Raw genomic sequence first — 25,314 nt, forward strand, 5'->3', positions numbered from 1 at the left:
CCCGCCGGACCCGTTCAGGAAGGATCTGCGATGCGCGTATCGCTCACATGGCTCAAGGACCTCGTCGACATCACGCTTCCCGTTGAGGAGCTGTGCGATCGGCTCGATATGACCGGCACGAAGGTCGAGGCGGTGCACCGGCTCGGTGCGGCGCTCGAAGGCGTCGTCGTCGGTCAGGTCATCACGAGAGACCAGCATCCCGATGCCGACAAGCTCTCCTACTGCACGGTGGACATCGGCAAGGCTGAGCCGCTCCACATCGTGTGCGGGGCGACCAACTTCCAGGCTGGCGATAAGGTGCCGGTGGCATGCGTTGGGGCGACTCTCCCCAACGGTATGAGCATCAAGAAGGCCAAGCTCCGCGGACTCGTTTCCAAGGGCATGATGTGCTCGGCCACCGAGCTTGGCGTGGGTGGCGACGCGAGCGGCCTACTGGTGTTGCCGGCCGACGCCCCGGTGGGCACACCCTTCGCCGAGTACTACGGCATCGGCGACACGGTGCTCGAGCTGGAAGTGACTCCGAACCGCCCCGACTGCCTGTCTATGGTGGGCGTGGCGCGTGAGGTTGCCGCCGTCACGCGGACGACATATCGCGAGCCTGCGAGCACTCCGGAGGAGTCCGGTACGCCGGCCGCGGATCTGGTGAGCGTGGAGATCGCCGATGCGGTGCTGTGTCCCCGCTATACTGCGCGGGTCATCCGGGGCGTCACCGTGGGCCCGTCGCCCGCGTGGTTGGCCGAGCGGATCGTGGCGGCCGGCACGCGGCCGGTCAACAACATCGTCGACGTGACGAACTACGTGATGTACGAGCTCGGCCAGCCGCTCCACGCCTTCGACATGCGCAGCGTCGCGCAGCGCGATGGCAGGGCCGCCATCATCGTCCGCCCCGCTGCAGCAGGTGAGACCATCCGGACGCTCGATGGTCAGGACCGGATCCTCGCCACCGACACGCTCCTCATCACCGACCCGTCGGGTCCGATCGCGCTCGCCGGTGTCATGGGGGGCGAGACGACCGAGGTCTCAGATGCAACGATCGACGTCCTCCTCGAGGCGGCGTGCTTCAACGCCTCCTCGACGAGCCGAACCAGTCGGCGCCTGGGACTGATCTCCGAGGCGTCGCTCAGGTTCGAGCGCGGCATGGACCCGGACCTTGCGGCGCGTGCGTCCGACCGCGCCGCGGCGCTCATCGCCGAGGTCGGTGGCGGCACGGTTGCCCCCGGGATCGTCGATGTCTACCCGGGTAGGCCGGAGCCGAAGCTCCTCCACCTGCGCACCGCCCGCGTGAACGCGATCCTCGGGACAGCGCTCACCCGCGAGGACATTGCTGCATTCCTGACGCCGCTCGGCCTCGGTGTGACCGCCGAAGGTGATGATCTCGATGTCGTCGTTCCCGCGTTCCGGCCCGACCTGGAGCGGGAGATCGACCTCGTCGAAGAGGTGGCTCGCCTCTACGGGCTCGAGAACATCGCCTCGACCCGACCCGGCGGGCGCGAGCGCGTCGGCGGGCGCACGGCGGCTCAGCGCTTCTCCCGGCGTATCGGGGAGGGTTTGCGCGCCGCCGGTCTCGACGAGCATGTGGGCTACGCGTTCGGCGATCGCGCGGATCTCGTCCGCCTCGGGTGGGATCTCGCCCCGGACGAGGTGCTCGTAGAACTCATCAACCCGATGTCCGAGGATCAGTCGGTGTTGCGCTGGACGCTCGCGCCGAGCCTCCTGCGCGCCGTGTCGCACAACCGCCGTCGCGGCATCGCCGACGCGCACATCTACGAGATGGGTGCCGTCTTCGTGACCGCTGACGGACGCAAGCAGCCGAAGGAGCGCACGATGGTCGGCGGGGCGCTCACTGGCGCCTGGGACCGTCCCGGGTGGAACGAAGCGGGCCGCACGCTCGACTTCTTCGATGGCAAGGGTGTCCTCGAGAGCCTCTTCGAGTCGCTACACGTCGGCCGTTGGACGGTTCGCGCGTGCGAGCGGGCGTGGCTGCAGGCGGGGAGGAGCGCCGAGGTGATCGTCGCAGGCGATGTAGTGGGCTGGCTCGGCGAGGTGTCGCCGGAGGTCCTCGACGCGTTCGAGATCACCGCGCCGGTCGTGCTCTTCGAGCTCTCCGTGCCCTCACTCGTGAAGGCAGCCGCGCGGGAGTCTGTCGCGTACCAGGAGATCCCACGCCAACCCGCCTACGCGCTCGACCTCGCGCTCGTGGTGGACGAGGCCGTAACGGCAGAGCGGGTCACGAGTGCGATCCGCTCGGCCGGCGGGCCGCTGCTGGAGTCGGTGCGGCTGTTCGACGTGTATCGGGACGCTCCCGGTGCAGAAGAAGGACAGAGACGCCTGCCCGAGGGTAAGAAGTCCCTGGCGTTTGCACTCTCGTACCGCGCCGCGGACCGCACGCTCTCGGACGACGATGTGCGACCGGTGCACGAGAAGCTCGTTCGGAAGGTGTCCGGTGCGGTCGGTGCCGAGGTGCGGGCCTGAATCCCGCAGTCACACGCATCGTACGTGCCGAATAGCGAATAGAATTGCAGCAATTCGCATTCTTGTTGATATCTGTTTGACCGATATGCACCTCACAGTGTATTGTCTCCACACGACGATACATCGGGAGGCTGTTGATCGTGATTCCTGTCGCCATTGTAGGTGCCGCGGGTTACGCAGGTGTGGAGCTCACGCGCCTCCTGCTCGGGCACCCGGTGTTCGAGCTCGTAAGCGTCACCTCGAGCCAGGATGAGGGTCGGCGAGTGGGGGACCTCTACCCGGCGCTCGCGGGCTGCGACCTCGTGTACACAGCGCATGACGCCGCGACTGTGACGGCGTCGGCGAAGGTGGCCTTCCTGGCCGTTCCGCATACCGCTGCGATGGCGATGGCGCCCGCGCTGATCGAGGCCGGACTCACCGTGATCGACTGCTCGGCGGATTTCAGGCTTCGCGATCCCGAGCTCTTCACTGCCTGGTACGCAGAGCCCCACACAGCTCCGGCGCTGCTCGACGAGGCTGTCTATGGCCTACCGGAGCTCTGGCGTGATTCGATTCCGGGCGCACGCCTCGTGGCGTGTCCGGGCTGCTATCCCACTGCAACGCTGCTGGCGGCGGCGCCCGCCGTGCGGGCCGGCGTGGTGATCTCGAGCCGCGTGATCGTGGATGCCATCTCCGGCGTCTCGGGGGCGGGCCGCTCGCTCTCGACGACCTCGCACTTTGTGAACGCGACCGAGTCAGTGTCGGCGTACAAGGTGGCGTCGCACCGTCACACGCCCGAGATTGTGCAGGCGCTCGGGGACCTCGGCCTTCCGGACCCGTCGGTGGTCTTCACGCCGCATCTGGCGCCGCTCAGCCGGGGACTGCTGTCGACCGTGTACCTTGAGGTCGATCCGGGCCTGCTTGCCGAGGAGGCCCATGCGCTGTATGCGGCCGCGTACGCGGGGGAGCCGTTCATCACGGTCTGCGATCCCGGCGCGCAGCCGGCCACAGGACACGTCCGTGGCTCGAACCGCGCGCACCTCGGCATCGCGCTCGATGAGCAGTCGCATACGCTGATCGTCACCTCGGCGATCGACAATCTCGTGAAGGGCACCTCCGGGCAGGCCATCCAGTGCGCCAATCTCGCCCTCGGACTCGACGAGACGGCCGGGCTCACCGCGCCCGTGCCGGTGGTATAGGGGGCATCGATGGACGCGTCGTATGAGTTCGCCCACGCCGAAGGCGGCATCACGGCCCCCCGGGGGTTCCTGACCGCCGGGGTGAGCGCTGGTCTCAAGAAGTCGGGGAAGCGGGACGTCTGCCTGCTCGCCGCGCACGAGGCGGTTCCGACCGCGGGCGTCTTCACCACGAGCGCCACGGCCGCGCCGCCGGTCTCGGTCTCGCGGGAGCATCTTGCCTCCGGACGTATGCGGGCGGTCGTGATCAACGCCGGCAACGCGAACGCCTGCACGGGCGAGGCCGGGATGAACGATGCGCGGGCGATGGCCGCCACCGCTGCCGACGCCCTCGGCTGCGTTCCCGAGGAGATCGCGGTGTGTTCGACGGGGGTGATCGGCGTGCCGCTCCCCCTCGATCTTGTGACCGCCGGAGTCCACGAGGCGGCGGGCGGGCTCGACTCCACCAACGGCGAGGACGCCGCCGAAGCGATCATGACCACCGATACGTTTGCGAAGCAGCTGGCCATCAGTGTCACTGCCGAGGGGCGGACGTTCACCATCGGCGGGATGGCCAAGGGTAGCGGCATGATACAGCCGAACATGGCGACCATGCTGGCGTTCATCACCACCGACGCGCCGATCTCGCCGTCCGCGTGTGACGCGATGCTCCGGTCCGCAGTCGGCCGTTCGTTCAACCGCATCACCGTCGACTCGGACACATCCACCAACGACACGTGCATCCTGATGGCGAGTGGCGCAGAAGGCGGCCCGGAGCTCGGGCAGGATTCGCCAGCCTACGCCGCGGTCGCCGCGGCGATCCTTGAGGTAGCGACCGCGCTCGCGCAGATGGTGGTCCGGGACGGGGAGGGCGCCACGAAGTTCGTGACCGTCACCGTCCGGGGTGCGGTGACCGAGTCCGATGCCGAGGTATGCGCGTTCGCCATCGCAAACTCGCCGCTCATGAAGACCGCGCTGTTCGGCCAGGACGCGAACTGGGGCCGTGTGGCGATGGCCGTGGGCAAGTCGGGGGCTGCGGTCGACCAGAGCAAGCTTGAGATCATCTTCGCCGGGATCGTGACGTGCACAAACGGCACGGCAACCGGCTTTGACGAGGACGAGGCCGCTCGCGCTCTTGCCGAGCCGGAGGTCGAGCTCCTGGTGGACCTGCACCTCGGCGAGGCCGAGGCGACTGTGTGGACGTGCGACTTCAGCTACGAGTACGTGCACATAAACGGTGACTACCGGTCGTGAGCGGAGGGCCGATGAGAGACATGCATGACAAGGCCGCCATCCTGATGGAGTCGCTGCCGTGGATCAAGCGCGCCTGGGGCCGAACCGTAGTCATCAAGTACGGCGGCGCGGCGATGACCGATGAGGCGCTGCGGCACGGTGTCGCGGCCGACATCGTGCTCATGAAGCTCGTCGGGATCAACCCGGTGATCGTCCACGGGGGCGGCCCGGAGATCACGTCGTACATGAAGCGCCTCGAGATGCCGGTCGAGTTCATCGACGGCCTGCGCGTCACCTCGCCCGAGGCCATGGAGCTCGTGAAGATGGTGCTCGTCGGCAAGGTGAACGGGGACCTCGTCTCGGCCATCAACGCCCATGGCCGCATCGCCGTGGGCATCGCCGGCGATGACGGCAACCTCATCCGCGCCACGCAGAAGGACCCGCGTCTCGGCAGGGTGGGCGAAGTCACGGCGATCGACACCACCGTCGTCACGAACCTGATCGAAGACGGCTTCGTGCCGGTGATCGCTTCGGTGGGCGCGGGCGACGACGGGGGCAGCTTCAACATCAACGCCGATCAGGTGGCGGGCGAGATCGCCTCGGCGCTCGGCGCGGAGAAGGTGATCTTCCTCACCGACGTGGACGGGCTGTACGCGGACTTCGCCGACAAGGACTCGCTCATCAGCGCGCTCACGTTCGCCGAAGCGGAGGAGATGCTGACCTCGGGCGAACTCGCCGAGGGCATGATCCCGAAGGTCGGGGCGTGCGTGCACGCGCTCAGGCGCGGCGTGGAGCGGGCGCACATCCTGAACGGCACGATCCCGCATGCGCTGCTCCTCGAGGTGTACACCGACGAGGGCATAGGCACCATGATCACGGGCGAGTCGGCGAGCCTCGGACTGCCGGACGACGCGATCTACACCGCATACGAGGGCGAGGTGACCCTCTAGCCATGGGCGCCCGCTACGACGAGATCTCCGCGCTGGATGCGGCCTATCACCTGCCGACCTACACTCGCAAGCCGGTGCTGTTCGTGCGCGGGGAGGGCATGCGCCTGTTCGACGACGACGGCCGGGAGTACCTGGACTTCGTGTCCGGCATCGGCTCGGTCAACCTCGGCCACGCGCATCCGGCCGTTGCCGATGCGGTCGCGGCACAGATGCGCACGCTCGTGCAGGTGTCGAACCTCTACCACGTCGAACACCGCGCACCGCTCGCCGAGCGGCTGTCGGCTCTCGCGGGAGGCGGCTGGAAGGCGTTCCTGTGCAATTCGGGCACCGAAGCCATCGAGGGCGTGATCAAGCTGGCGCGCCGGTGGGGCAAGGCCCGGCGCGGCGAGGAGTGCTTCGAGATCGTGTCCGCCGAGCGGAGTTTTCACGGCCGCACGATGGCGGCGCTCTCGGCCACCGGCCAGCCCTCTAAGCAAGAGGCGTTCGCGCCGCTGCTTCCGGGCTTCACGCACGTGCCGCTGAACGACCTGGGCGCGCTCGAGGGTGCAGTCACCGACCGCACCTGCGCGGTGCTCCTGGAGCCCGTGCAGGGTGAGGGCGGCGTGCATCCGTGCGACGAGGCCTACCTGAAGGCGGTGCGGCAGCTGTGCGACGAGCGCGGCGTGCTGCTGGCGTTCGACGAGGTTCAGTGCGGGTGCTACCGCACCGGCCCGGCGTTCGCATGGCAGGGGTACGGCGTTCGCCCCGACGTGATGGCACTCGCGAAGTCGCTCGCAAACGGCCTGCCAGCCGGTGCCGTGCTGGCCTCCGGAAGCGCTGCCGAGGCGTTCTCGCCCGGGGACCACGGATCCACCTTCGGCGGCGGGCCGGTCATCGCCGCAGCGGCGCTCGCCACGCTTGGCGCGCTCGAGGGGGAGAACCTCGGCGGGAACGCGATCGCCACCGGTGCGGTCCTCCGGTCGATGCTGCAGGAACTTACCGAGACCACTGGTGCCATCGTCGAAGTGAGGGGCCTCGGGCTGATGCTCGCCGCCGAGTTGGCCGAGCCACGCGCACAGGACGTCACAGCTGCCTGCCTCGAGCGGGGTATCGTGCTGAACGCGATCGGTGATCGGACCCTGCGCTTTCTGCCGCCGCTCGTATGCAGTCCAGACGAAACAGCTATACTTGGTGATACACTGCAGACCATCCTGGGAGCTGCCTGATGCATACGTTCAAGGGCCGCGATCTTCTCACGCTCGCCGAGCTCACCCCGGACGAGATACTCCACGTTCTGGATGTAGCCGACGAGCCGGAACGCAAGTGGCCCCGGTTCGAGGGCGCTGCGGCCGGACTCATCTTCATGAAGCCGTCCCTGCGCACGCGGGTGAGCTTCGAGGTCGGCTGCGTGCAGCTCGGCGTGCACCCGGTGGTGATGGGTCCGTACGACGCGTTCTCGCGCGAAGAGACGGTGCACGACACCATCAAGGTCCTCGAGCGCTACGTCGATCTCATCGTCCTGCGCACGTTCGCGCACAGCCATGTCGAGGAGGTCGCCCAGCACGCCTCGGTGCCGGTGATCAACGCACTCACCGACGACTACCATCCCTGCCAGGGCCTGGCCGATCTGCTGACCATCCGGCAGCACAAAGGCGCGCTCAAGGGTCTCAAGCTCGCGTACGTCGGAGACGGCAACAACATGGCGCACACGTACCTGTACGCGGGTGCGCTCACCGGCATGCACGTCGCGATCGCCGGACCGGGGGGCTACGCGCCTTCGGCGGCGGTCGTCGAGCACGCAGAGTCGCTCGTTGCGACCTACGGCACGGGTGCGACGCTGTCGGTCACGCAGGACGCGTCCGCCGCAGTCGCGGGAGCCGATGTGGTCGTTACTGATACGTGGGCCTCGATGGGCCAGGAGGCCGAGCACGCCAAGCGCGTCGCGGACTTCGCGGGTTACTCGGTCGACACGGCGCTCATGGCCAAGGCCGATCCGGCGGCGATCTTCATGCACTGTCTTCCCGCACATCGTGGCGAGGAGGTCACCGATGCGGTCATCGACTCGGCGGCTTCCGTCGTCTTCGATGAGGCCGAGAACCGACTGCACGCACAGCGTGCCTGGATGTCGCTCGTTCTGTAGCGCCGAGAGGGGACACCGATGAGAAAACGGACTCAGCGTCAGGAGGCGATCAGGTCGATCGTCCGAAAGGAGCGCGTGCGTACCCAGCGCGATCTGGTGACGCACCTCAAAGCCGCGGGGTACACCTGCACGCAGGCGACGGTCTCGCGGGACATTGCTGACATGGGGCTCCGCAAGCTGCCGGAAGGCGCGTACGTGCTTGCCGAGGACATCCACCTGCAGCGCATGATCGCCGAACTCGTGGAGAGCGTCGTGCGGTCGCAGCAGCTGGTCATCGTGAAGACGACCGCTGGGGGCGGTCAGGGAGTGGCGGCCGCGCTGGACGCCGCGCACCTCGACCAGATCGTCGGCAGCATCGCCGGGGACGACACCATCCTCATCATCACGGACAACGATGACGATGCGGAAGCGGTCATGGCGGGCATCGAGAAGTTCCACGGCCGGCAGTAGCCGCGTCGTTCGAGACAACCAAGGAGAGGGAAGCTCACGTGGCAAGAGAGAAGTGCGTACTGGCATATTCGGGCGGGCTCGATACCTCGGTGGCTATCCGATGGATCCAGGAGAACCACGACATGGATGTGATCGCTCTTGCGATCGACGTCGGCCAGGAGCGTCAGGACCTCGAGTTCGTGCGCACCAAGGCCCTCGGCATCGGTGCCATCGAGTCGATCGTCAAGGACGTGCGCGAGGAGTACGTGGAGGAGTTCCTGAGCCGTGCCTTGAAGGCGAACGCACTGTACGAGAACAAGTACCCGCTGCTCTCGGCCATGAGCCGTCCGATCATCGTGAAGCATCTGGTCGAGGAGGCGCATCGCCACGGGGCCCGGTACATCGGGCATGGTTGCACCGGCAAGGGCAACGATCAGGTGCGCTTCGAGGTGGGTATCGCCGCCCTCGACCCGGACCTCGAGATCATCGCCCCGGTACGCGAGTGGGACCTGAAGACGCGCGAGCAGGAGATGGACTGGGCCGCCGAGCGGGGCATCCCGGTGCCGACGACTAAGGACAACCCGTACTCGATCGACGACAACTTGTGGGGTCGCGCCATCGAGTGCGGCGTGCTGGAGGACCCGTGGGTGGAGCCGCCGGCCGACATCTACACGCTCACCGCGGACTCGCGCGGCGCGGCGTGCGATGAGGCCGAGTACGCCGAGATCAGCTTTGCCCAGGGTATCCCGGTTGCCCTGAACGGTGAGGTGATGAGCTTCCACGAGATCATCAACGCCATGAACGAGCTCGCGGGTAAGCACGGCTTCGGCCGCATCGACATGATCGAGAACCGCCTCATCGGCGTGAAGAGCCGCGAGATCTACGAGGTGCCCGGCGCTCTCACGCTCATCACCGCGCACAAGGCGCTCGAGGACCTATGTCTCGAGCGTGAGGTGCTGCACTACAAGCTCGGCGTGGAGCAGAAGTGGGCCGAGCTCGTCTACAACGGCATGTGGTTCTCGCCGCTCAAAGAGGCGCTCGACGGCTTCATCGAGACCACGCAGCAGCTCGTGACCGGCGACGTGCGCCTGCGCTTCTTCAAAGGCTCGTGCGTGACCGTCGGCCGCCGCTCGCCGTACTCGCTTTACGACTACAACCTGGCCACGTACGACGCAGCCGACTCCTTCGACCACAAGGCCGCCAAGGGCTTCATCGACCTCCACGGTCTCCCCGTGAAGGTCTGGGCCCGCCAGCGCCGCAAGGTCGGCAAAGAAGGCGAGGTCTAGCACCCATGTCCGACACGCCGAAGACACCCTGGAGCGGACGGTTCGAGCATACGCCCGGCGCCTTCCAGCAGCGCTTCGGCGCGTCGCTGTCCGTGGACAGGCGCCTGTACGCCGAGGATATCGCGGGCTCGGTTGCGCACGCACGCATGCTCGCGAAGCAGAAGATCATCACGTCCGGCGACGCTGCGGCGATCGAAGAGGGGCTCCTCGGCATCCTGAAGGACATCGAGGGGGAGGTGTTCGTCTTCGACGCGTCTTACGAGGACGTTCACATGGCCATCGAAGCCGAGCTCACGCGGCGCATCGGCGATGCGGGCAAGCGGCTGCACACTGCGCGCTCGCGCAACGATCAAGTTGCGACCGATACGCGGCTCCATGCGAAGCGCGAGGCTTTGCGGCTGCACGGCGCGATCGGCGAGCTCCGACGCGTGTTGGCCGATCTCGCCGCAGCGCATGCGAACGTGGTGATGCCCGGCTACACGCACCTCCAGAAGGCGCAGCCGGTGCTCTTCGCGCACCACATGCTTGCCTACTCGTGGATGCTCACGCGCGACGCGAAGCGCGTGAAGCGCGCGTGGAAGGCTGCCGACGTGCTGCCGCTCGGCAGCGCGGCGCTTGCGGGCACGACCTTCCCGATCGACCGCGATGGTGTGGCGCATGAGCTCGGCTTCTCGGCCGTGTCGCCCAACTCCCTCGACGCGGTGTCCGATCGGGACTTCCTCGTCGACCTCACGTATGCGTGCACGCTCGGCATGGTGCATCTATCGCGACTGGCCGAGGAGATCATCCTCTGGTCGAGCGACGAGTTCGGCTTCGTGACGCTCGACGATGCTTGGTCCACCGGTTCGAGCATCATGCCGCAGAAGAAGAACCCCGACTTCGCCGAGCTGGTGCGCGGCAAGACCGGTCGCGCCGTGGGCGACCTCACATCGCTGCTCGTGACGCTCAAGGGTCTTCCGCTTGCGTACAACAAGGACATGCAGGAGGACAAGGAGCCCGCGTTCGACGCCATCGACACGTACGCGGACTCGCTCGAAGCGATGGCGGGCATGCTGTCCACGATGCGCGTGAACGCAGAACGCATGCGCGCCGGCGCGCTCGGCGGGTTCATGGCTGCCACCGACCTGGCCGACCACCTCGCTGCTCGCGGCGTCCCGTTCCGCGAGGCCCACGAGATCGTCGGCAAGGTCGTGCTTGCCTGCGAGCGCGACGGCCGCACGCTGCAGGAGCTCACGCTTGGCGAGCTTCGCGCTGCCTCTTCGGCCTTCGCCGACGACGCGCTCGACGCCGTCGATATCGATGCCGTGGTCGCGCGTCGCGACACCGCCGGCGGCACGGCGCCCTCTCGCGTCACCACGCAGCTTGCGGAAGCGCGCGAGGCGCTCGCACGCGACGAGGAGTGGCTCGCCGGTCACGGCGTGGCGGACGAGTAGCGCGCTTCGGTGGCGCATTGGTTCATAACCACCGTCGATCGCGGCGACCCCATCTCGGTGCATGACGTGCGCGAGATCCTTGAGTCGTACCACGACGATCTCATCGTCGAGTTCGGCGAGAACACGCTCACGGCGGAGCTGACGATGCTGCCCGCTCCCTACCTGCCACCAAACGGCGCGCTCCTGCTCGCCCGGGACGAGTCCGGGCGTCCGGCAGGCTGCGTGGGAATCAAAGGACTCTCCGAAAGCGAGTGCGAGATCAAGCGGCTCTACGTGCTGTCCGGGGTCCGCGGCGCGGGTCTCGGGCGCGCGCTCGTTCGGGCCGCGATCGACCAGGCGCGCGTCATGGGTTACGCCGAGATGCTACTCATTGCGGTGCGGCACACCACGAACACCGCCCAGCGCATCTACCGCGAGTTCGGTTTCGAGGTCACCCCGCAGTTTCGCGAGGCGCCGCTTGGCTACGACCCTGCGGGCTTCCTGTTCATGCGTCGCTCGCTCTAGCGGGAGCGAAGGTATCATCGGAGGCGAGACACCACGCCCTCGGCCTCACGGAGCCGCCACATGCCCTCCTACGACAACGCCGCGATCGCAACCGCGCTGGACGACTTCGGCGATCTGCTCGAGATCGCCGGCGAGGACAGGTACCGCTTTCTGAGCTATCACAAGGCCGCTCACGCCGTGCGCGCGTGGGATGAGGACATCATGTCCACAGCACTCGCCGGGCGTCTCAAGGAGATTCCCGGTATCGGTGCGAAGATCGCTGCGACCATCGAATCGCTGCTCAAGAGCGGTGTCTTCCCGGGTATGGAGGAGATCACGGCTCGCGTGCCTGCCTCGGTCATCGAGCTCATGCGGGTCCAGGGACTCGGACCGAAAAAGGCCAAGGTGCTCTTCGATGAACTCGCCATCGCCTCGATCGACGACCTCGAGGAGGCCATAGCCGAACGACGCCTGGCCGAGCTGCCCGGCTTTGGCGCCAAGACCGTCGAGAATATCTCTGCCGGCATCGAACGCTATCGCAGCCTGTCCGAACGCATCCTGCTCGCCAATGCGCTGCCGCTCGCCGAGAAGCTTGCCGAGGAGCTGCGGGCACTGCCGGGTGTGTCAGACGCCGCATGCGCGGGCAGCATCCGTCGCATGAAGGAGACCGTGGGCGACATCGACGTGCTCGTCGCCGCCGCAGACGGCCCCGCCGTCATGGCGGCCGTGCGCCAGCTGCCGATCGTGACCGACGTCATCGTGAGCGGCGAGACCAAGACGAGCGTGATGACCACGTCGGGCCGTCAGGCCGACGTGCGTGTGGTCACGCCCGAGTGCTGGGGTGCGGCTCTCCAGTACTTCACCGGGTCGGCCGAGCACAACGTGCGAGTGCGCGAGGTAGCCAAGTCGCGCGGCCTCAAGGTGAGCGAGTACGGCGTCTTTCGGATCGAGGATGGTGAACGGCTCGCGTGTGCGAGCGAGGCCGACGTCTACGCGGCCCTCGGCATGGCGGTCGTCCCACCCGAAGTGCGCGAGAACACCGGGGAGGTCGAACGTGCCCTCGAAGGCCGCGTACCGGAGCTGGTGACGCTCGGCGACATCCGCGGCGACCTGCACTCGCATACCGTCGCCACCGACGGACGCTCCACGCTCGAGCAGAATCGGGCGCGTGCAGCCGAGCTCGGCTACGAGTACCTGGGCGTCAGCGACCACGCGTACGAGCTGCGGATGGTCGGCGGACTCGACCTTGCGGACCTGGAGAAGCAGTGGGCGCTGATCGACGAGCTCAACGCCCTCGGCGACGGCGGCCCTGTGCTCCTCAAGGCCATCGAGCTCAACATCGACGACGAGGGTGGCGTTGACTATCCCGCCGAGGTGCTCAGGCGCTTCGACTACTGCATCGCATCGCTCCACGCTGGCTTCAGTCAGTCGCGTGAGCAGGCCACACGCCGGCTGCTGACGGCGATGGAGAACCCGTTCGTCGACCTCATCGGCCACCCGACCGGACGACTTCTCGGCAGACGTGACCCGTTCGACCTGGACATGGAGGCGGTCATCGCCAAGGCAGCCGAGACCGGGACGATCATGGAGCTCAACGCGCACCCCGAACGGCTGGACCTGAACGACGTGCACCTGCGCATGGCGCGCAGGCTCGGAGTGCGCATCGCCATCAATACCGATGCTCACGAGGCCACGCAGTTCAGCCACATGCGGTGGGGCATCGCCACGGCGCGCCGCGGGTGGGTGAGCGCCGCCGAGGTCCTGAACGCTCAGCCGCTTGAAACGATGCGCGGTTGGCTCAAGCGGAACCGCGCGTGAGCGTCTTCGACCTCGATCGGGCGCGGCCACTGTCTGCCCTGTTCTTCAACCGCCCGACGGCCGTGGTGGCGCGTGAGCTTGTGGGCAAGGTGATCGCGAGCCGCATCGGCGGGGAGCTTACGGCTGGCGTCATAGTGGAGACTGAGGCGTACCTCGGCGCGGGAGATCCGGGTTCACACGCCGCAACACGAGGCGTCACGGCGCGCAATCGCGTGATGTACGGGGCGCCGGGCCGCGCGTACGTCTACTTCACCTACGGGAATCACCATATGCTCAACCTGGTCACCGAGGATGAAGGCACCGCAGGCGCCGTGCTGGTGCGGGCGGTGGAGCCGATCGCCGGCATCGACGTCATGAGGCGGCGGCGTTGCGGTCGCGAGGGAGCCGATCTCACCAACGGGCCGGGCAAGGTCGCCGAAGCGCTTGGTATCACGCTCGAGCACAACGCCGTTTCGCTCGGAGAGGAACTGGCTGTGTACGACGCTTCCGCGCTGGAGGACGACGCGGTGGGAGTGAGCGGGAGGATCGGGCTGGCGGCGGGCCATGAACTGCCGCTCAGGTTCTACGTTCTGGGGAACGGGTACGTGTCAAAGGGACGGACGGGGCCGAAGCCGCCAAAGCGCGCGTCGGCAGCGGGGAAGGGGACCACATGAGGCTTGGCGACATCTACACGACCGCCGTTGGAGCGGGGATCGAGGCCGACCAGCGCTCGCGCGAGGAGATCGATGCGTTTCTGGCTTCGGCGGCAAAGGAGTACGAGGACCTTGCCGCCGACGAGAAGCGCTTCTTCGACACCGAACGGCTCACCAACCCCTACGATGACACGCGCATCTGCGCGGGCGAGCCGGACCTCGAGGTCCGCGGCCTCATCACCGGCATCGACATGGAGGTCGGGGAGGTGCTGCTCGCCGATCGACTGCGCGAGAAGGGGGCGCCGATCGATCTCATCTTCGCCCACCATCCCGAGGGACCGGGTTTTGCGAACCTGCACCGGGTGATGTACATGCAGGCCGACCTTTGGGCCGCGCGCGGCGTGGGGATCGGCGTCGCTGATGCGCTCATCGACACCCGCGCCGAGGAGGTTCGGCGACGCATCATGCCCGTCAACCACTACCGGGCCATTGATGCAGCGAAGCACCTCGGGTTCGCCTCGATGTCCTGTCACACCCCGGCGGACAACAACGTCAACCGTTTCGTGCAGAAGCTGATCGAAGACGAGACACCCAGAACGCTCGACGACCTCGTGAAGCTGCTCCGCGCGGTGCCGGAGTACGCTGATGCGGCCACCAAGGGCTACGGGCCCATCCTCATCCAGGGGACAGGCTCGAAGCGCTGCGGCACGTGCGTGGCCGACATGACTGGCGGTACCGAAGGCCCCAAAGAAGCCCTCGACAAGCTCGTCGCGGCCGGTGTCGACACACTCGTGGGGATGCACTACTCGGAGGAACACAAGAAGCGCGCCGAGGAGCTCAAGCTCAACCTCGTGATCGCGGGTCACGTGAGCTCAGATGCGATTGGAATGAACCTCGTGCTCGATCGTATCGAGACGCAGGGCGTTGAAGTGATCTGCACCTCGGGCATGGTACGCGTGAGACGTACCTGACGGGTCACGACGACGGCAAGCGAAGACCCCCGGCCAGATACTGGTCGAGGGTCTTCCGCGTTCACGGCGCCGGCGTCTCCGTGCCCGGCTCGGAAGGCGGTGGAGGCGGTGGAGGCGGTGGAGGCGCCGGACTCGGACCGTTCGAGATGGCGATCGTCACGACGTGGTTCAGAGGATTCGCTGTCGCCCCCGGTCCCGGTGCCTGCTCCGCCACGAGGCCTGCGGGCACCGTATCGCTGTAGGTCGACGTGATCTGGTAGTTCTTGAAGCCTGCCGCGATAAGCGCGTTGATAGCGCTGTCCTGCGACATGCCGATGAGCGAGGGCACCGTCTCGCTCGGGATGTCCCAGTCCTGCTTCCAGGTGTAATTGGGTGCGGGAGCTGGATTGAAGTCGAGCACGGGCTGGTTCGCGAGTGCGCGGATCATGAAATCGTGCCATATCGGTGCGGGGAACGTGCCGCCGAACACCTTGCGGCCGTGGACGTTGCGCATCGGCCGCTCGGGGGTGTAGCCCATCCAGACCGAGCAGACGAGCTGCGGTGTGTAGCCCACGAACCAGGCGTCGCGGTAGTCCTGCGTGGTGCCGGTCTTGCCCGCGGCGGGTCTGCCGATGTTCGCCCTCGTCGCGGTGCCGCTCGTGATGACGCCCTTCATGATGGACGTCGCGGCGTAGGCGATGCTGTGCGAGATCGCCTGGTTCCCCGTGGGCGTGTACTCGAAGATCGTCGCGCCCTTGGAGTCGACGATCTTGGTGATCGAGGTGTGCGGGTAGTGGACGCCGTCGGAGGCAAGCGTGCCAAAGGCCGATGCCATCTCGATCGGTGTGACCTCCTGGCTGCCGAGCGTGATGGAGAGGAACGGCTCGATGTCGGTGTCGATGCCCATCCGATGCGCGGTGTCCACGACCTTCTCGGCGCCGAGCTCGGCGATGAGCCGCGCGAAAGCGGTGTTGACCGAGCCGACGGTGGCCTGCTGGAGCGTGATGTAGCCCTTACCGCCGCCACCTTCGGCGTTGCCGACCTTCCAGGGCCGCCCGCCCGTGGCGATCGTGGCCGGAGAGGACGAGTCGATCTTGCGCGTGGGCGGCATACCCTGCTCGAGCGCGGTCACGAGGGTGAACACCTTGAACGACGAGCCAGGCTGGCGGTGTGCCTGGGTCGCAAAGTTGAACTTGTTGGTGTCCCAGTTGCGGCCGCCGACCATCGCCTTGACGTACCCGGTGGTCGGTTCGATCGCGACGAGCGCACAGTCGGGGTCTTCCGGACGGTCGAGCACGCCGGCGACTGCTTCTTCGGCGTAGGTCTGAAGCGTCGTGTCGAGTGTCGTGTAGACGGTGAGACCGCCCTTGAAGACGAGTGAGGTGCCGTACTCGTCCTGGAGGAGCTTCTTCACGTGCGCCACGAAGTACGGCGCGGCGTACACGCCCTGCTCGTCGAGCGTGGCGGACTTGCCGAGCGTGAGCGGTTCGACCTTGGCCGCCTCGTACTCCTCGCTCGTGATGTAGCCCTGCTCGTACATCTTCGAGAGCACCCACTGACGCCGTGCGACCGCACCCTCGGCGTTGTCGTAGGGATCAAGCCGGGTCGGTGCCTGCGGCAGCCCCGCGAGCAGCGCCGCCTCGGCGACCGTCAATTCGCTCGCATGCTTGTTGAAGAAGGTGAGCGCTGCGGCCTCTGCGCCGTAGGCGCCCTCGCCGTAGTAGACGGTGTTGATGTACATGCCGAGGATCTCGTCTTTGGAGTGCTTCTCCTCCAGCTCGAGGGCAAGGACCGCCTCGCGTGCCTTGCGACGGTACGACGCCTGGAAGCGCTCGGGATCGTCGGCAAGGATCGTATTGCGGATGTACTGCATCGTGAGCGTGGAGGCGCCCTCGGTCCGTCCGGTGGTCAGGTTCGTCACGGCTGCGCGCACGACGCCGGGGATGTCCACCCCGTTGTGCTCGTAGAAGCGCTCATCCTCAACGGCGACCACCGCGTGCAGCAGGTGGGTCGAGATCTGGTCGAGTCGCACCACCTGGCGGTTCTCGAGGTACAGGTTGGCCAGGAGCACGCCGTCCGCCGAGTAGATCTTCGTGGTCTGTGCGACCGAGAAGGCCGTCGGATCGTCGATGTCGGGCAGTCCTTCGAGCCAGCTGCTCGCCACGCCCAGGCCGACCGCAACTCCGGTGCCCGACAGGACGAGCGTGCCCACAAGCATGAGCGCGACCGCACTCGTGATCACCTTGAGTGCTGTGTGCGGATGCTTCTGACGCCTGAGCCGGCTGCGTCTGGACACACGACCCCTTTCGCGTGAACGGGCTATCATGACCTCGTGCGGCGCATGGTTCGTCGGCCGAATACGGCCGGTGCAATAGTATAGCGTGGGACGTACGCGACGTGCGCGCGGAGCGCTCCGAAAGGGAATCGTTGCCGGAAACACACGACCGCGTGGAGCTGCTCGCGCCCGCAGGGGGGCCCGAGGCGCTGGTTGCTGCGGTCAACAACGGGGCCGATGCCGCGTATCTCGGACTGAGCGAGCTGAACGCGCGGCGAGGGGCCGCGAACTTCGATCTCGAGTCCCTTGCCGAGGCGACCCGCTTTGCGCACCTGCGCGAGACGCGCGTCTACCTCACGGCCAATGTGGTGGTTCTGCCGCACGAGATCGGTACTGCGCTGGAGATGATCGACGCCGCATGGTCTGTGGGCGTTGACGCGGTCATCATCCAGGATCTCGGCGTACTGCGGGCGGTTCGAACCGCGCTGCCCTACGTGCGCATCCACGCCTCGACCCAGATCGATGCGATGAACCCGGACGCAGTGCTCGCTCTGGCCGAGGCCGGTGCGAGCAGGGTCACGCTCGCCCGCGAACTCTCGCTCGAGGCGATCGCCGCGTGTGCGGACACCGGCGTCGAGGTCGAGTCCTTCGTCCACGGCGCTATCTGCTACTCGTACTCGGGCCAGTGTCTCATGTCCTCGATGATCGGCCGTCGCTCGGCGAACCGCGGGCTGTGCGCGCAACCGTGCCGCCTCACCTACGACCTGATCGACGGCCGGGGCGAGACAGTCGCCGCTCCCGGCAGGTATCTGCTATCGCCGAAGGACATGGCTGGAATCACCCACCTGCCGCAGCTCATCGCGGCGGGCGTGCGCGCGCTCAAGATCGAGGGTCGCATGAAGGCGCCCGAGTACGTTGCGATCGTGACCGGCGTGTACCGCGCCGCGCTCGACCGGGCGCTCGCTCGGCCGGATGACTTCGCGGTGACTCCCGCCGAGTGGGAGATGCTCGAGGAGGCCTTCAACCGGGGCTTCACGCACGGATACCTGACCGGTGAGCGGGGCGAGACGCTCATGAGCTACAGCCGCCCCAACAACCGTGGGGTTCTGATCGGGCGGATCGGCCAGACTCGACCGGGGGAGGCGACCATCGAACTCGAGCGCTCGCTCGACCCTGCAGACACGCTGGAGGTCTGGACCGGCTCCGGCCGCTTCGCCCAGACGGCAGGACCGCTTACCGTTAGCGGCACTGCGGCGGCCACCGTCCCAGCCGGCTCGGTGGCGACGTTTCGTCCGGAGCGTCACGTCTCGGCAGGCGATCGCGTCTTCCGGGTCGCGAACGACGCGCTTCTACAGGCGGCACGTCGCACCTTCTCGGGGCCGGGTGTCGTCGACCACCGCGCCACCCCTGTGGACTTCGAGGTTCGCGTGCGCGTTGGCCGCCCGCTGTGGCTGCTTGCGCGCACCGCCGATGCGACCGTAGAGGTCGAGGGAGCCGAGGTGACGCCCGCCCGCACGAAGTCGATCACGGCCGAGGAGATCATCGAGCACGTCGGCAGGCTCGGCGGGTCGGGATACGGGGCCGCGGGGTGGCAGATCGATCTTGATGCGGCGGCGGGGCTCGGTTTCTCCTCGCTGCACGCCCTGCGCCGGCAGGCGCTCGAGAGGCTCGATGAACTCAGGATGCAGCCCTGGGCCGGGCGTTCCGCCGGTGCACCTGCGCTGACGCCACTCTCGCCGGCCGCTCGTGCCGGGCGCAGCCCGGCGCTGGTGGTCGCCGCCTGGACGGAGGATGTCGCGGTAGCTGCGCGCGACGCCGGCGCCGATCGCGTGCTTCTACGGACGTTCGGCTCGCCGGGTGCCGCCCCCGGGTCGGGCTTCGCGCCGCTGCTGCCGCGCGTCGCCTGGGCGTCCGAGGTCGGCGGGTACGATTCCGTGCTTGGGACCGAAGGTCTCACGGTCGGCAATCTCGGCCTCTTGCGGCGCGCCGCCGAGCGAGGTGGCGTCGCTGCGGACTGGCCGCTGAACGTGCTCAACGCACATGCTGCCGCCCAGCTTGCCTCGATGGGAGCGGACTTCGTGTGGGCCTCGCCTGAGCTGTCGGGACGGCAGCTCGCCGGGCTGGTCGCCGCATCGCCGCTCCCGGTGGGCTGCGTGATCTGGGGTCGCCTGGAGCTCATGGTAGCCGAGCAGTGCGTGCTCCAGGCGGCGGGTCCGTGCTCGCGGCGCTGCGCCTCGTGCAGTCGGCGCGCGGGGTGGTGGAGGTTGCGAGACCAGAAGGGGTACGAGTTCCCGGTGACGACCGATTCCTCGGGACGGTCGCACGTCATGAACTCGGTCACACTCGATCTCATCCGGGCGCTCGACGAGATCATCGCCTCCGGCGTGGCAGCGGTCCGCGTGGACTTCTCCGACGAGCCTCCGGCGCGGGTTGCCGAGGTGGTCCGGGCCGTGCGATCGGCGCTCGTTGCGGTCGGCAGCGGCGCGGGGGCCCCCGAAAAGCCTCTCGTCGATCCATCGACCAGCGGGCACTTCTACCGGGGACTCTTGTAGAGGCTACTTGACCTCGATCGTGAGCGGCAGGCTTGAGACAAGGTCGTCGTCGTCGGTTACCCACAGCGTGACCGTGTACGTCCCCGCAGATGTGAACGTGTGTGTCACCTCTGCGCCCGTGATGAGCGGCGACCCATCACCGAACTCCCAGGCGTACTTCACAATGGTGCCATCGGGGTCGCTCGAGCCGGTTGCGTCGAATGCGATCTCATCGCCCGTCTTCGGTGCGGCGGGTGTGAACTTGAAGGCGGCTATCGGCTCCTCCATCTGGGGGCTACCCGTCGAGACGATCACCTTGATCGTCGATCCGGCGGGCACCTGGCCGCCGTAGCGCGGGTCCTGGTCGCTGACCATGCCCGCGGGCACGCCGGGGACCGGCTTCTCTTCAACGGTCGCGACCAGTCCCAGGCTTGAGAGCGTCGCGAGCGCGTCGGCCTTCATCGTGCCGATGAGATTCGGTACGTCCACCAGGGCCGGCGTTGCGTGCAGTTCGCACGCGACCGGCAGGTTCGCAGACAGGAAGATGGCGCCTCCCTGGTTGGGGCACAGCTCGCCCGCGAGCTGTCCTGAGTCCAGGCAGATCGTCGCAGCCGTGATCCCCTTTGGCTGCGCGAATTCCGAAGCGGGGGTGTTCGCAAGCGCGGCCTTCATGAACGTGGCCCAAATCTGGGCGGGGAACGAGCCACCGGTGACCTTCTTGCCGTGGACGTCAGTCATCTCGATCTGACCTTCCACGTGGCCCATCCAGACTGCAGCTGCGAGATCGGGCGTGTAGCCCACGAACCATGCATCGCGATACTCCTGCGTCGTTCCCGTCTTGCCGGCAGCCGGGCGGCCGATCTTAGCAGCCGTACCCGTGCCCGAAGCGATCACGCCTTTGAGCATGTCGGTCGTCAGGTAGGCCACCGCGGCAGAGATCGCTTCGGTCCCCGTGGTGGGTGCGGTGTAGAGGATCTCGCCGGCCTTCGTCGAGACCTCGGTGATCCCGCGCGGCTGCATGTGCACGCCGCCGTTAGCCAGCGTGCCATACGCCGAGGCCATCTCGAGCGGCGTCACCTCCTGTGCGCCGAGTGCGATGGAGGGGACCGCCTTGATCGGTGTGGTGATGCCCATGCGCTTGGCGGTGTCGGCCACTTTCTCAGCACCCACCGCCAGGATCAGCTGGGCGAAGACGGCGTTGATCGACTTCTCGGTCGCCACGCGCAGCCGCATCGGCCCGCCCGCAGAGGAACCGGTGACATTCCACGTCTGTCCGCCGGGGATCGGGAACGAGCCCGCGGCGCTCTCGTACACCTGCTCGGGCGAGATGCCGCGCTCGAGCGCGGAGGCGAGCACGAAGGTCTTGAACGATGAGCCTGGCTGGCGTCCGCCCTGTACCGCTGCGTTGAACTGCTGGGTGTTGAAGTCCTTGCCGCCCACCATCGCCCGGACTTCGCCCGTCTTCGGGTCTACGGCGACAAGCGCTGCCGACGGGTCCTCGGGACGGTCGAGCACCGAGACGATCGCAGTCTCTGCCGCCGCCTGCATGGCAAGGTCGATGGTGGTCTTCACACGCAGACCGCCCTTGTAGACGGCATCCGCGCCGTAGTCGTTGATGAGCTGCTGGAGGACCCACTCGACGAAGTAGGGGGCCGGCGTCGTGGTCGGGGCCGGCGCAGCCAGCGTGATGGCCTCCGCCACTGCGGCATCGTGGGTCGCCTGGTCGATGTAGCCCTGCTCGAGCATCTGAGCGAGAACCGTGTCCCGACGCGTCTGGGCTGCCTCCGGATCGATGCGGGGTGAGAAGTTGCCGGGCGACTTGATGACGCCGGCGATCATCGCGCATTCGGCTGTCGTGAGTTGAGCCAGGTCCTTGCCGAAATACGTCTGTGCGGCGGCCGAGACGCCGTAGGCGCCATGTCCGTAGTAGATGGCGTTCAGATACTTCTCAAGGATCTCGTCCTTCGTGAACTTCGACTCGAGCTGATAGGCGAGGATCGCCTCCTTGAGCTTCCGGGTCACGCTGTCTTCACGTTCGATGAACGTGTTGACCACGTACTGCTGCGTGATCGTAGAGCCGCCCTGATGCTTGCCCTGGGTGACGTTCACCCACAAGGCGCGTGCGATGCCGAAGGGATCCACGCCCTTGTGTTCGTAGAAGCTCTGGTCCTCGGTGGAGATGACGGCCTGCCGAAGAGCCATCGGTATGTTCGCGATGGGGACGTAGGTGCGGTTCTGTTCCGCATGCAGTTCCGTGAGGACCGCTCCGTTGCGGTCGTAGATGATGCTCGTCTCTGCCAACGGCTCTGAGCCTGCCGAGAGGTCGGGCAGGTCGTCGGTGAGTCGCTCGTAGACGACGCATCCCGCGATTCCACCGGCCACCGCCAGAAGCAGTAGCACGATGAGTGTGACGCGCCAGAAGACGCGCCAGCGACTGCGCTTCTTCGGCTTGGGGCGCGATCCGCCGGCCGACGGGCGCCCCGAACCGCTCCCGGGCCGCGCGGCAGCGCCCCCGCGGATCACGGTCGCGTTCTTGGCGGAGCGTGAGCCGGCTGCACGCCCGCCACCGGCTGCGCGCGTGGAACCGCCCGCGGTCGGCGCGGTGTTGGTGTGCGGCTGTGTCGCGCGCTGCGAACCGGCGGCGCTCGTGCGCTTGCGCGGCTGCGGTCGCTGGCGGGAGTCGTTCTTGCTGCTGTCGGATGCGTCCACTGTCTCGCGAGACCCTTCGTGGATGTTCAGGGTGAGGTGTCGAGCCCCACCGCCATACTGTACCGCAGGTCGGCGTTCGGGCACCTGCGGTCGTGCTAGTATGACCTGCAATCGACGGGCCAGACCACTTCGCGGGCGTGCCGATTCGGCAACGGGCGAGGGTGGGGAGGGAGCGTGAGCGTCCAGGTGCCAGACGCCGCCGGACAGCTGAAGACCATCGCAAGCGGGGCAGCCGACATCGTCCCGGTCGAGGCGCTCAAGACCAAGCTCGCGACCGGTCGCGCGCTCACCGTCAAGCTCGGCGTGGATCCAACCGCGCCGGACCTGCACCTTGGTCACGCGGTTCCACTGCGCAAGCTCCGCCAGTTCCAGGACCTCGGTCACACCGTGGTGCTCATCATCGGGGACTTCACCGCGCTCATCGGCGATCCGTCGGGGAGGAGCAGCACACGGCCGGCCCTGACGCCCGAGCAGATCGAGGAGAACGCTAAAACCTATATAGAGCAGGCGTTCAAGGTCCTGGATCCGGCTAAGACCACGATGCGGCGGAACTCCGAGTGGCTTGGCCCGCTCGGATTCGCTGATGTTCTCAAGCTGACGAGCCAGTTCACCGTGGCCCGCATCCTTGAGCGTGACGACTTCCAGAAGCGGTATCGCGAGGGTGTCGGCATCTCCCTTCACGAGCTGCTCTATCCCATGGCGCAGGCGTACGATTCCGTCGCCATCAAGGCCGATGTCGAGCTCGGCGGAACCGATCAGCTGTTCAACCTGCTCGCTGGCCGCGAACTCATGGAGAAGATGGGGCTTGAGCCACAGGTGTGCCTTACGCTGCCCTTGCTCGAGGGCACCGACGGCGTGCAGAAGATGAGCAAGAGCTACGGCAACTACATAGGACTCACTGATGAGCCGGCCGACATGTTCGGCAAAGTCATGTCGATACCCGACGAGTTGATGATCAAGTACTACCGCCTGTGCACCGCGCTTCCCGTGGACGAGATCGATGCGCTCGAGGCGTCGCTCGTCTCCGGTGACGCGCATCCGAATCTCGCCAAGCGGCGGCTTGCCCGGGAGATCGTGTCGCTCTATCACGGCGATGGGCCTGCGTCCTCGGCTGAAGAGGCATTCGATCGGGTCTTCAAGCACCGTGAGATGCCCGAGGAGATCGCCGAGGTCCGTGTCGAGCGTAGCGATCCCGTCTACCTGCCGGGTCTGATGAAGGCAGCGGGTCTCGCTGCCACGGCGTCGGAGGCGCGACGGCTGATCGACGGTGGCGGTGTCCGGATCGACGGCGAACCGATCCATCTGTCGGGGGGCTCGTACGACCTGCCGTGGAGCGCCGTGGAGGGCCGCGTGCTCCAGGCGGGGAAGCGGCGCTACGCGCGTATCGTGGTCTGATCGGGCCGGGTACGGGCTCGTGTTCGAGGTCACCATGGTGCGGCACCGTCGCGCGTCTCGACCGGCCGTCGAACGGATGTATTCCGTCGCGCCCGGAGTGCACGAGCGCGGGTATACACTCATTCGGCCGACGCTTGCGCGAATGCTTGCATCGGCGCCGGTCCGGTGGTACATTACCAAAGCTGCTTCTGCCGAGCGTTCGGAGACGGAGCGGGATTTGATAGCTCGGGGTATTGAGAGGGCGATCGGGTAGAAGTGCTGGAGCCAGCCATACTGGTCCGGCGCCCATCCGACGCCCCCGGCCGATAAGGCGGGGGCGTTTTGCATCCCTCGAAACGAGCTCGCAAAAGTCGTCGAAATCGGTAGACGAAAGCGATTGACAGCGGGAATCGGGACAAGTAACGTATCCCCTCGCTGCGCCTGAACCTTGAAAACCGGATACTGTGACAAGCCAGTAAGGATTCATTTCGAATCCACACAAATACCCGTCACATCGAGAGGGCCAGTCAAAAGGCCAAACCGATGAGACACTCTTGGACCCAAACCAAACCGGCCTCCTTACCGGTTCAGGTGGATCCATTCCGGACCAGCCAGGTCCGAAGCTCCGTGTACTACAGGCCGCAAGGCCTGTAACAACTTCTACGGAGAGTTTGATCCTGGCTCAGGATGAACGCTGGCGGCGTGCTTAACACATGCAAGTCGAACGAGGTCCAACCTTCGGGTGAAGACCTAGTGGCGAACGGGTGAGTAACACGTGGGGAACCTGCCCTTCTCTCTGGGATAACGTCGAGAAATCGGTGCTAATACCGGATACTCCTTGCGGATCGCATGGTCTGCTCGGGAAAGCTCCGGCGGAGATGGATGGCCCCGCGGCCCATTAGCTAGTTGGTGAGGTAATGGCCCACCAAGGCGACGATGGGTAGCCGAGCTGAGAGGCTGATCGGCCACACTGGGACTGAGACACGGCCCAGACTCCTACGGGAGGCAGCAGTGGGGAATTTTGCACAATGGGCGAAAGCCTGATGCAGCAACGCCGCGTGCGGGATGAAGGCCCTCGGGTCGTAAACCGCTTTCAGCAGGGATGAAAATGACAGTACCTGCAGAAGAAGCCCCGGCTAAATACGTGCCAGCAGCCGCGGTAATACGTATGGGGCAAGCGTTATCCGGATTTATTGGGCGTAAAGCGCGCGTAGGCGGATTGTTAAGTCGGATGTGAAAACCGGGGGCTCAACCCGCGGCCTGCATCTGAAACTGGCAGTCTTGAGTCTGGTAGAGGAAAGTGGAATTCCTGGTGTAGCGGTGAAATGCGCAGATATCAGGAGGAACACCAGTGGCGAAGGCGGCTTTCTGGGCCACGACTGACGCTGAGGCGCGAAAGCTAGGGGAGCGAACAGGATTAGATACCCTGGTAGTCCTAGCCGTAAACGATGGGCACTAGGTGTGGG

General features: G+C 66.6%; 17 protein-coding genes and 1 rRNA gene. 16 read left to right on the forward strand and 2 right to left on the reverse strand.

Going from position 1 to position 25,314, the window contains the following annotated elements; all coding sequences use genetic code 11:
* The first annotated feature begins 30 nt into the window (after nucleotides 1-30).
* The 13 genes from pheT (at nucleotide 31) to Q7W51_03950 (ending at nucleotide 14,980) form a co-directional block, all read left to right on the forward strand.
* Nucleotides 31-2,472: a phenylalanine--tRNA ligase subunit beta gene (gene pheT / locus Q7W51_03890; GenBank protein MDO8847510.1), complete on the forward strand. Its 2,442-nt coding sequence runs from the start codon at nucleotides 31-33 to the stop codon at nucleotides 2,470-2,472.
* A 137-nt stretch (nucleotides 2,473-2,609) separates the two neighbouring features.
* On the forward strand, nucleotides 2,610-3,650 hold the full coding sequence (gene argC / locus Q7W51_03895) for an N-acetyl-gamma-glutamyl-phosphate reductase (GenBank protein MDO8847511.1): 1,041 nt from the start codon (nucleotides 2,610-2,612) through the stop codon (nucleotides 3,648-3,650).
* A gap of 9 nt (nucleotides 3,651-3,659) precedes the next feature.
* Entirely contained in the window at nucleotides 3,660-4,880 is a 1,221-nt protein-coding gene (gene argJ, locus Q7W51_03900; GenBank protein ID MDO8847512.1) for a bifunctional glutamate N-acetyltransferase/amino-acid acetyltransferase ArgJ, read from the forward strand.
* 11 nt (nucleotides 4,881-4,891) lie between these two features.
* The gene (gene argB, locus Q7W51_03905) at nucleotides 4,892-5,809 is read left to right on the forward strand and encodes an acetylglutamate kinase (protein MDO8847513.1); all 918 of its coding nucleotides are present in this window, start codon (nucleotides 4,892-4,894) and stop codon (nucleotides 5,807-5,809) included.
* A 2-nt stretch (nucleotides 5,810-5,811) separates the two neighbouring features.
* On the forward strand, nucleotides 5,812-7,014 hold the full coding sequence (locus tag Q7W51_03910) for an aspartate aminotransferase family protein (protein MDO8847514.1): 1,203 nt from the start codon (nucleotides 5,812-5,814) through the stop codon (nucleotides 7,012-7,014).
* Nucleotides 7,014-7,928, forward strand: coding sequence for an ornithine carbamoyltransferase (gene argF / locus Q7W51_03915; protein MDO8847515.1), 915 nt, complete (start codon nucleotides 7,014-7,016; stop codon nucleotides 7,926-7,928). Before Q7W51_03910 ends, argF begins: the two co-directional genes overlap by 1 nt.
* An 18-nt stretch (nucleotides 7,929-7,946) precedes the next feature.
* Nucleotides 7,947-8,378 carry an ArgR family transcriptional regulator gene (locus Q7W51_03920; protein MDO8847516.1) on the forward strand — a complete coding sequence of 144 codons (432 nt, stop codon included), beginning with the start codon at nucleotides 7,947-7,949 and terminating at the stop codon, nucleotides 8,376-8,378.
* 38 nt (nucleotides 8,379-8,416) lie between these two features.
* Nucleotides 8,417-9,643: an argininosuccinate synthase gene (locus Q7W51_03925; GenBank protein ID MDO8847517.1), complete on the forward strand. Its 1,227-nt coding sequence runs from the start codon at nucleotides 8,417-8,419 to the stop codon at nucleotides 9,641-9,643.
* Between the two features lie 5 nt (nucleotides 9,644-9,648).
* On the forward strand, nucleotides 9,649-11,076 hold the full coding sequence (gene argH, locus Q7W51_03930) for an argininosuccinate lyase (protein MDO8847518.1): 1,428 nt from the start codon (nucleotides 9,649-9,651) through the stop codon (nucleotides 11,074-11,076).
* A 9-nt stretch (nucleotides 11,077-11,085) separates the two neighbouring features.
* Entirely contained in the window at nucleotides 11,086-11,580 is a 495-nt protein-coding gene (locus tag Q7W51_03935) for a GNAT family N-acetyltransferase (protein ID MDO8847519.1), read from the forward strand.
* Nucleotides 11,581-11,640: 60 nt separating this feature from the next.
* The gene (polX, locus tag Q7W51_03940) at nucleotides 11,641-13,377 is read left to right on the forward strand and encodes a DNA polymerase/3'-5' exonuclease PolX (protein MDO8847520.1); all 1,737 of its coding nucleotides are present in this window, start codon (nucleotides 11,641-11,643) and stop codon (nucleotides 13,375-13,377) included.
* Nucleotides 13,374-14,030, forward strand: a complete 657-nt coding sequence (locus Q7W51_03945; GenBank protein MDO8847521.1) for a DNA-3-methyladenine glycosylase — start codon at nucleotides 13,374-13,376, stop codon at nucleotides 14,028-14,030. The genes polX and Q7W51_03945 overlap by 4 nt, the downstream gene beginning before the upstream one ends.
* Nucleotides 14,027-14,980, forward strand: a complete 954-nt coding sequence (locus tag Q7W51_03950; GenBank protein MDO8847522.1) for an NGG1p interacting factor NIF3 — start codon at nucleotides 14,027-14,029, stop codon at nucleotides 14,978-14,980. The genes Q7W51_03945 and Q7W51_03950 overlap by 4 nt, the downstream gene beginning before the upstream one ends.
* Nucleotides 14,981-15,041: 61 nt before the next feature.
* Here Q7W51_03950 and Q7W51_03955 read toward each other — a convergent pair whose 3' ends face one another.
* Nucleotides 15,042-17,255, reverse strand: coding sequence for a PBP1A family penicillin-binding protein (locus tag Q7W51_03955; GenBank protein MDO8847523.1), 2,214 nt, complete (start codon nucleotides 17,253-17,255; stop codon nucleotides 15,042-15,044).
* Between the two features lie 131 nt (nucleotides 17,256-17,386).
* On the opposite strand from Q7W51_03955, the gene Q7W51_03960 reads away from it, so the two are divergent.
* Nucleotides 17,387-19,786, forward strand: a complete 2,400-nt coding sequence (locus Q7W51_03960; protein ID MDO8847524.1) for a U32 family peptidase — start codon at nucleotides 17,387-17,389, stop codon at nucleotides 19,784-19,786.
* Nucleotides 19,787-19,789: 3 nt separating this feature from the next.
* On the opposite strand, the gene Q7W51_03965 is transcribed toward Q7W51_03960, so the two are convergent.
* Nucleotides 19,790-22,474, reverse strand: a complete 2,685-nt coding sequence (locus tag Q7W51_03965; protein MDO8847525.1) for a PBP1A family penicillin-binding protein — start codon at nucleotides 22,472-22,474, stop codon at nucleotides 19,790-19,792.
* A gap of 174 nt (nucleotides 22,475-22,648) precedes the next feature.
* Here Q7W51_03965 and tyrS point away from each other — a divergent pair, with 174 nt between their 5' ends.
* On the forward strand, nucleotides 22,649-23,869 hold the full coding sequence (tyrS, locus tag Q7W51_03970; GenBank protein MDO8847526.1) for a tyrosine--tRNA ligase: 1,221 nt from the start codon (nucleotides 22,649-22,651) through the stop codon (nucleotides 23,867-23,869).
* A 638-nt stretch (nucleotides 23,870-24,507) separates the two neighbouring features.
* Nucleotides 24,508-25,314, forward strand: a 16S ribosomal RNA gene (locus Q7W51_03975); the annotation flags it as partial.

It is taken from the genome of Coriobacteriia bacterium, from assembly GCA_030652115.1.
Classification (GTDB): Bacteria; Actinomycetota; Coriobacteriia; order Anaerosomatales; family Anaerosomataceae; genus UBA6100.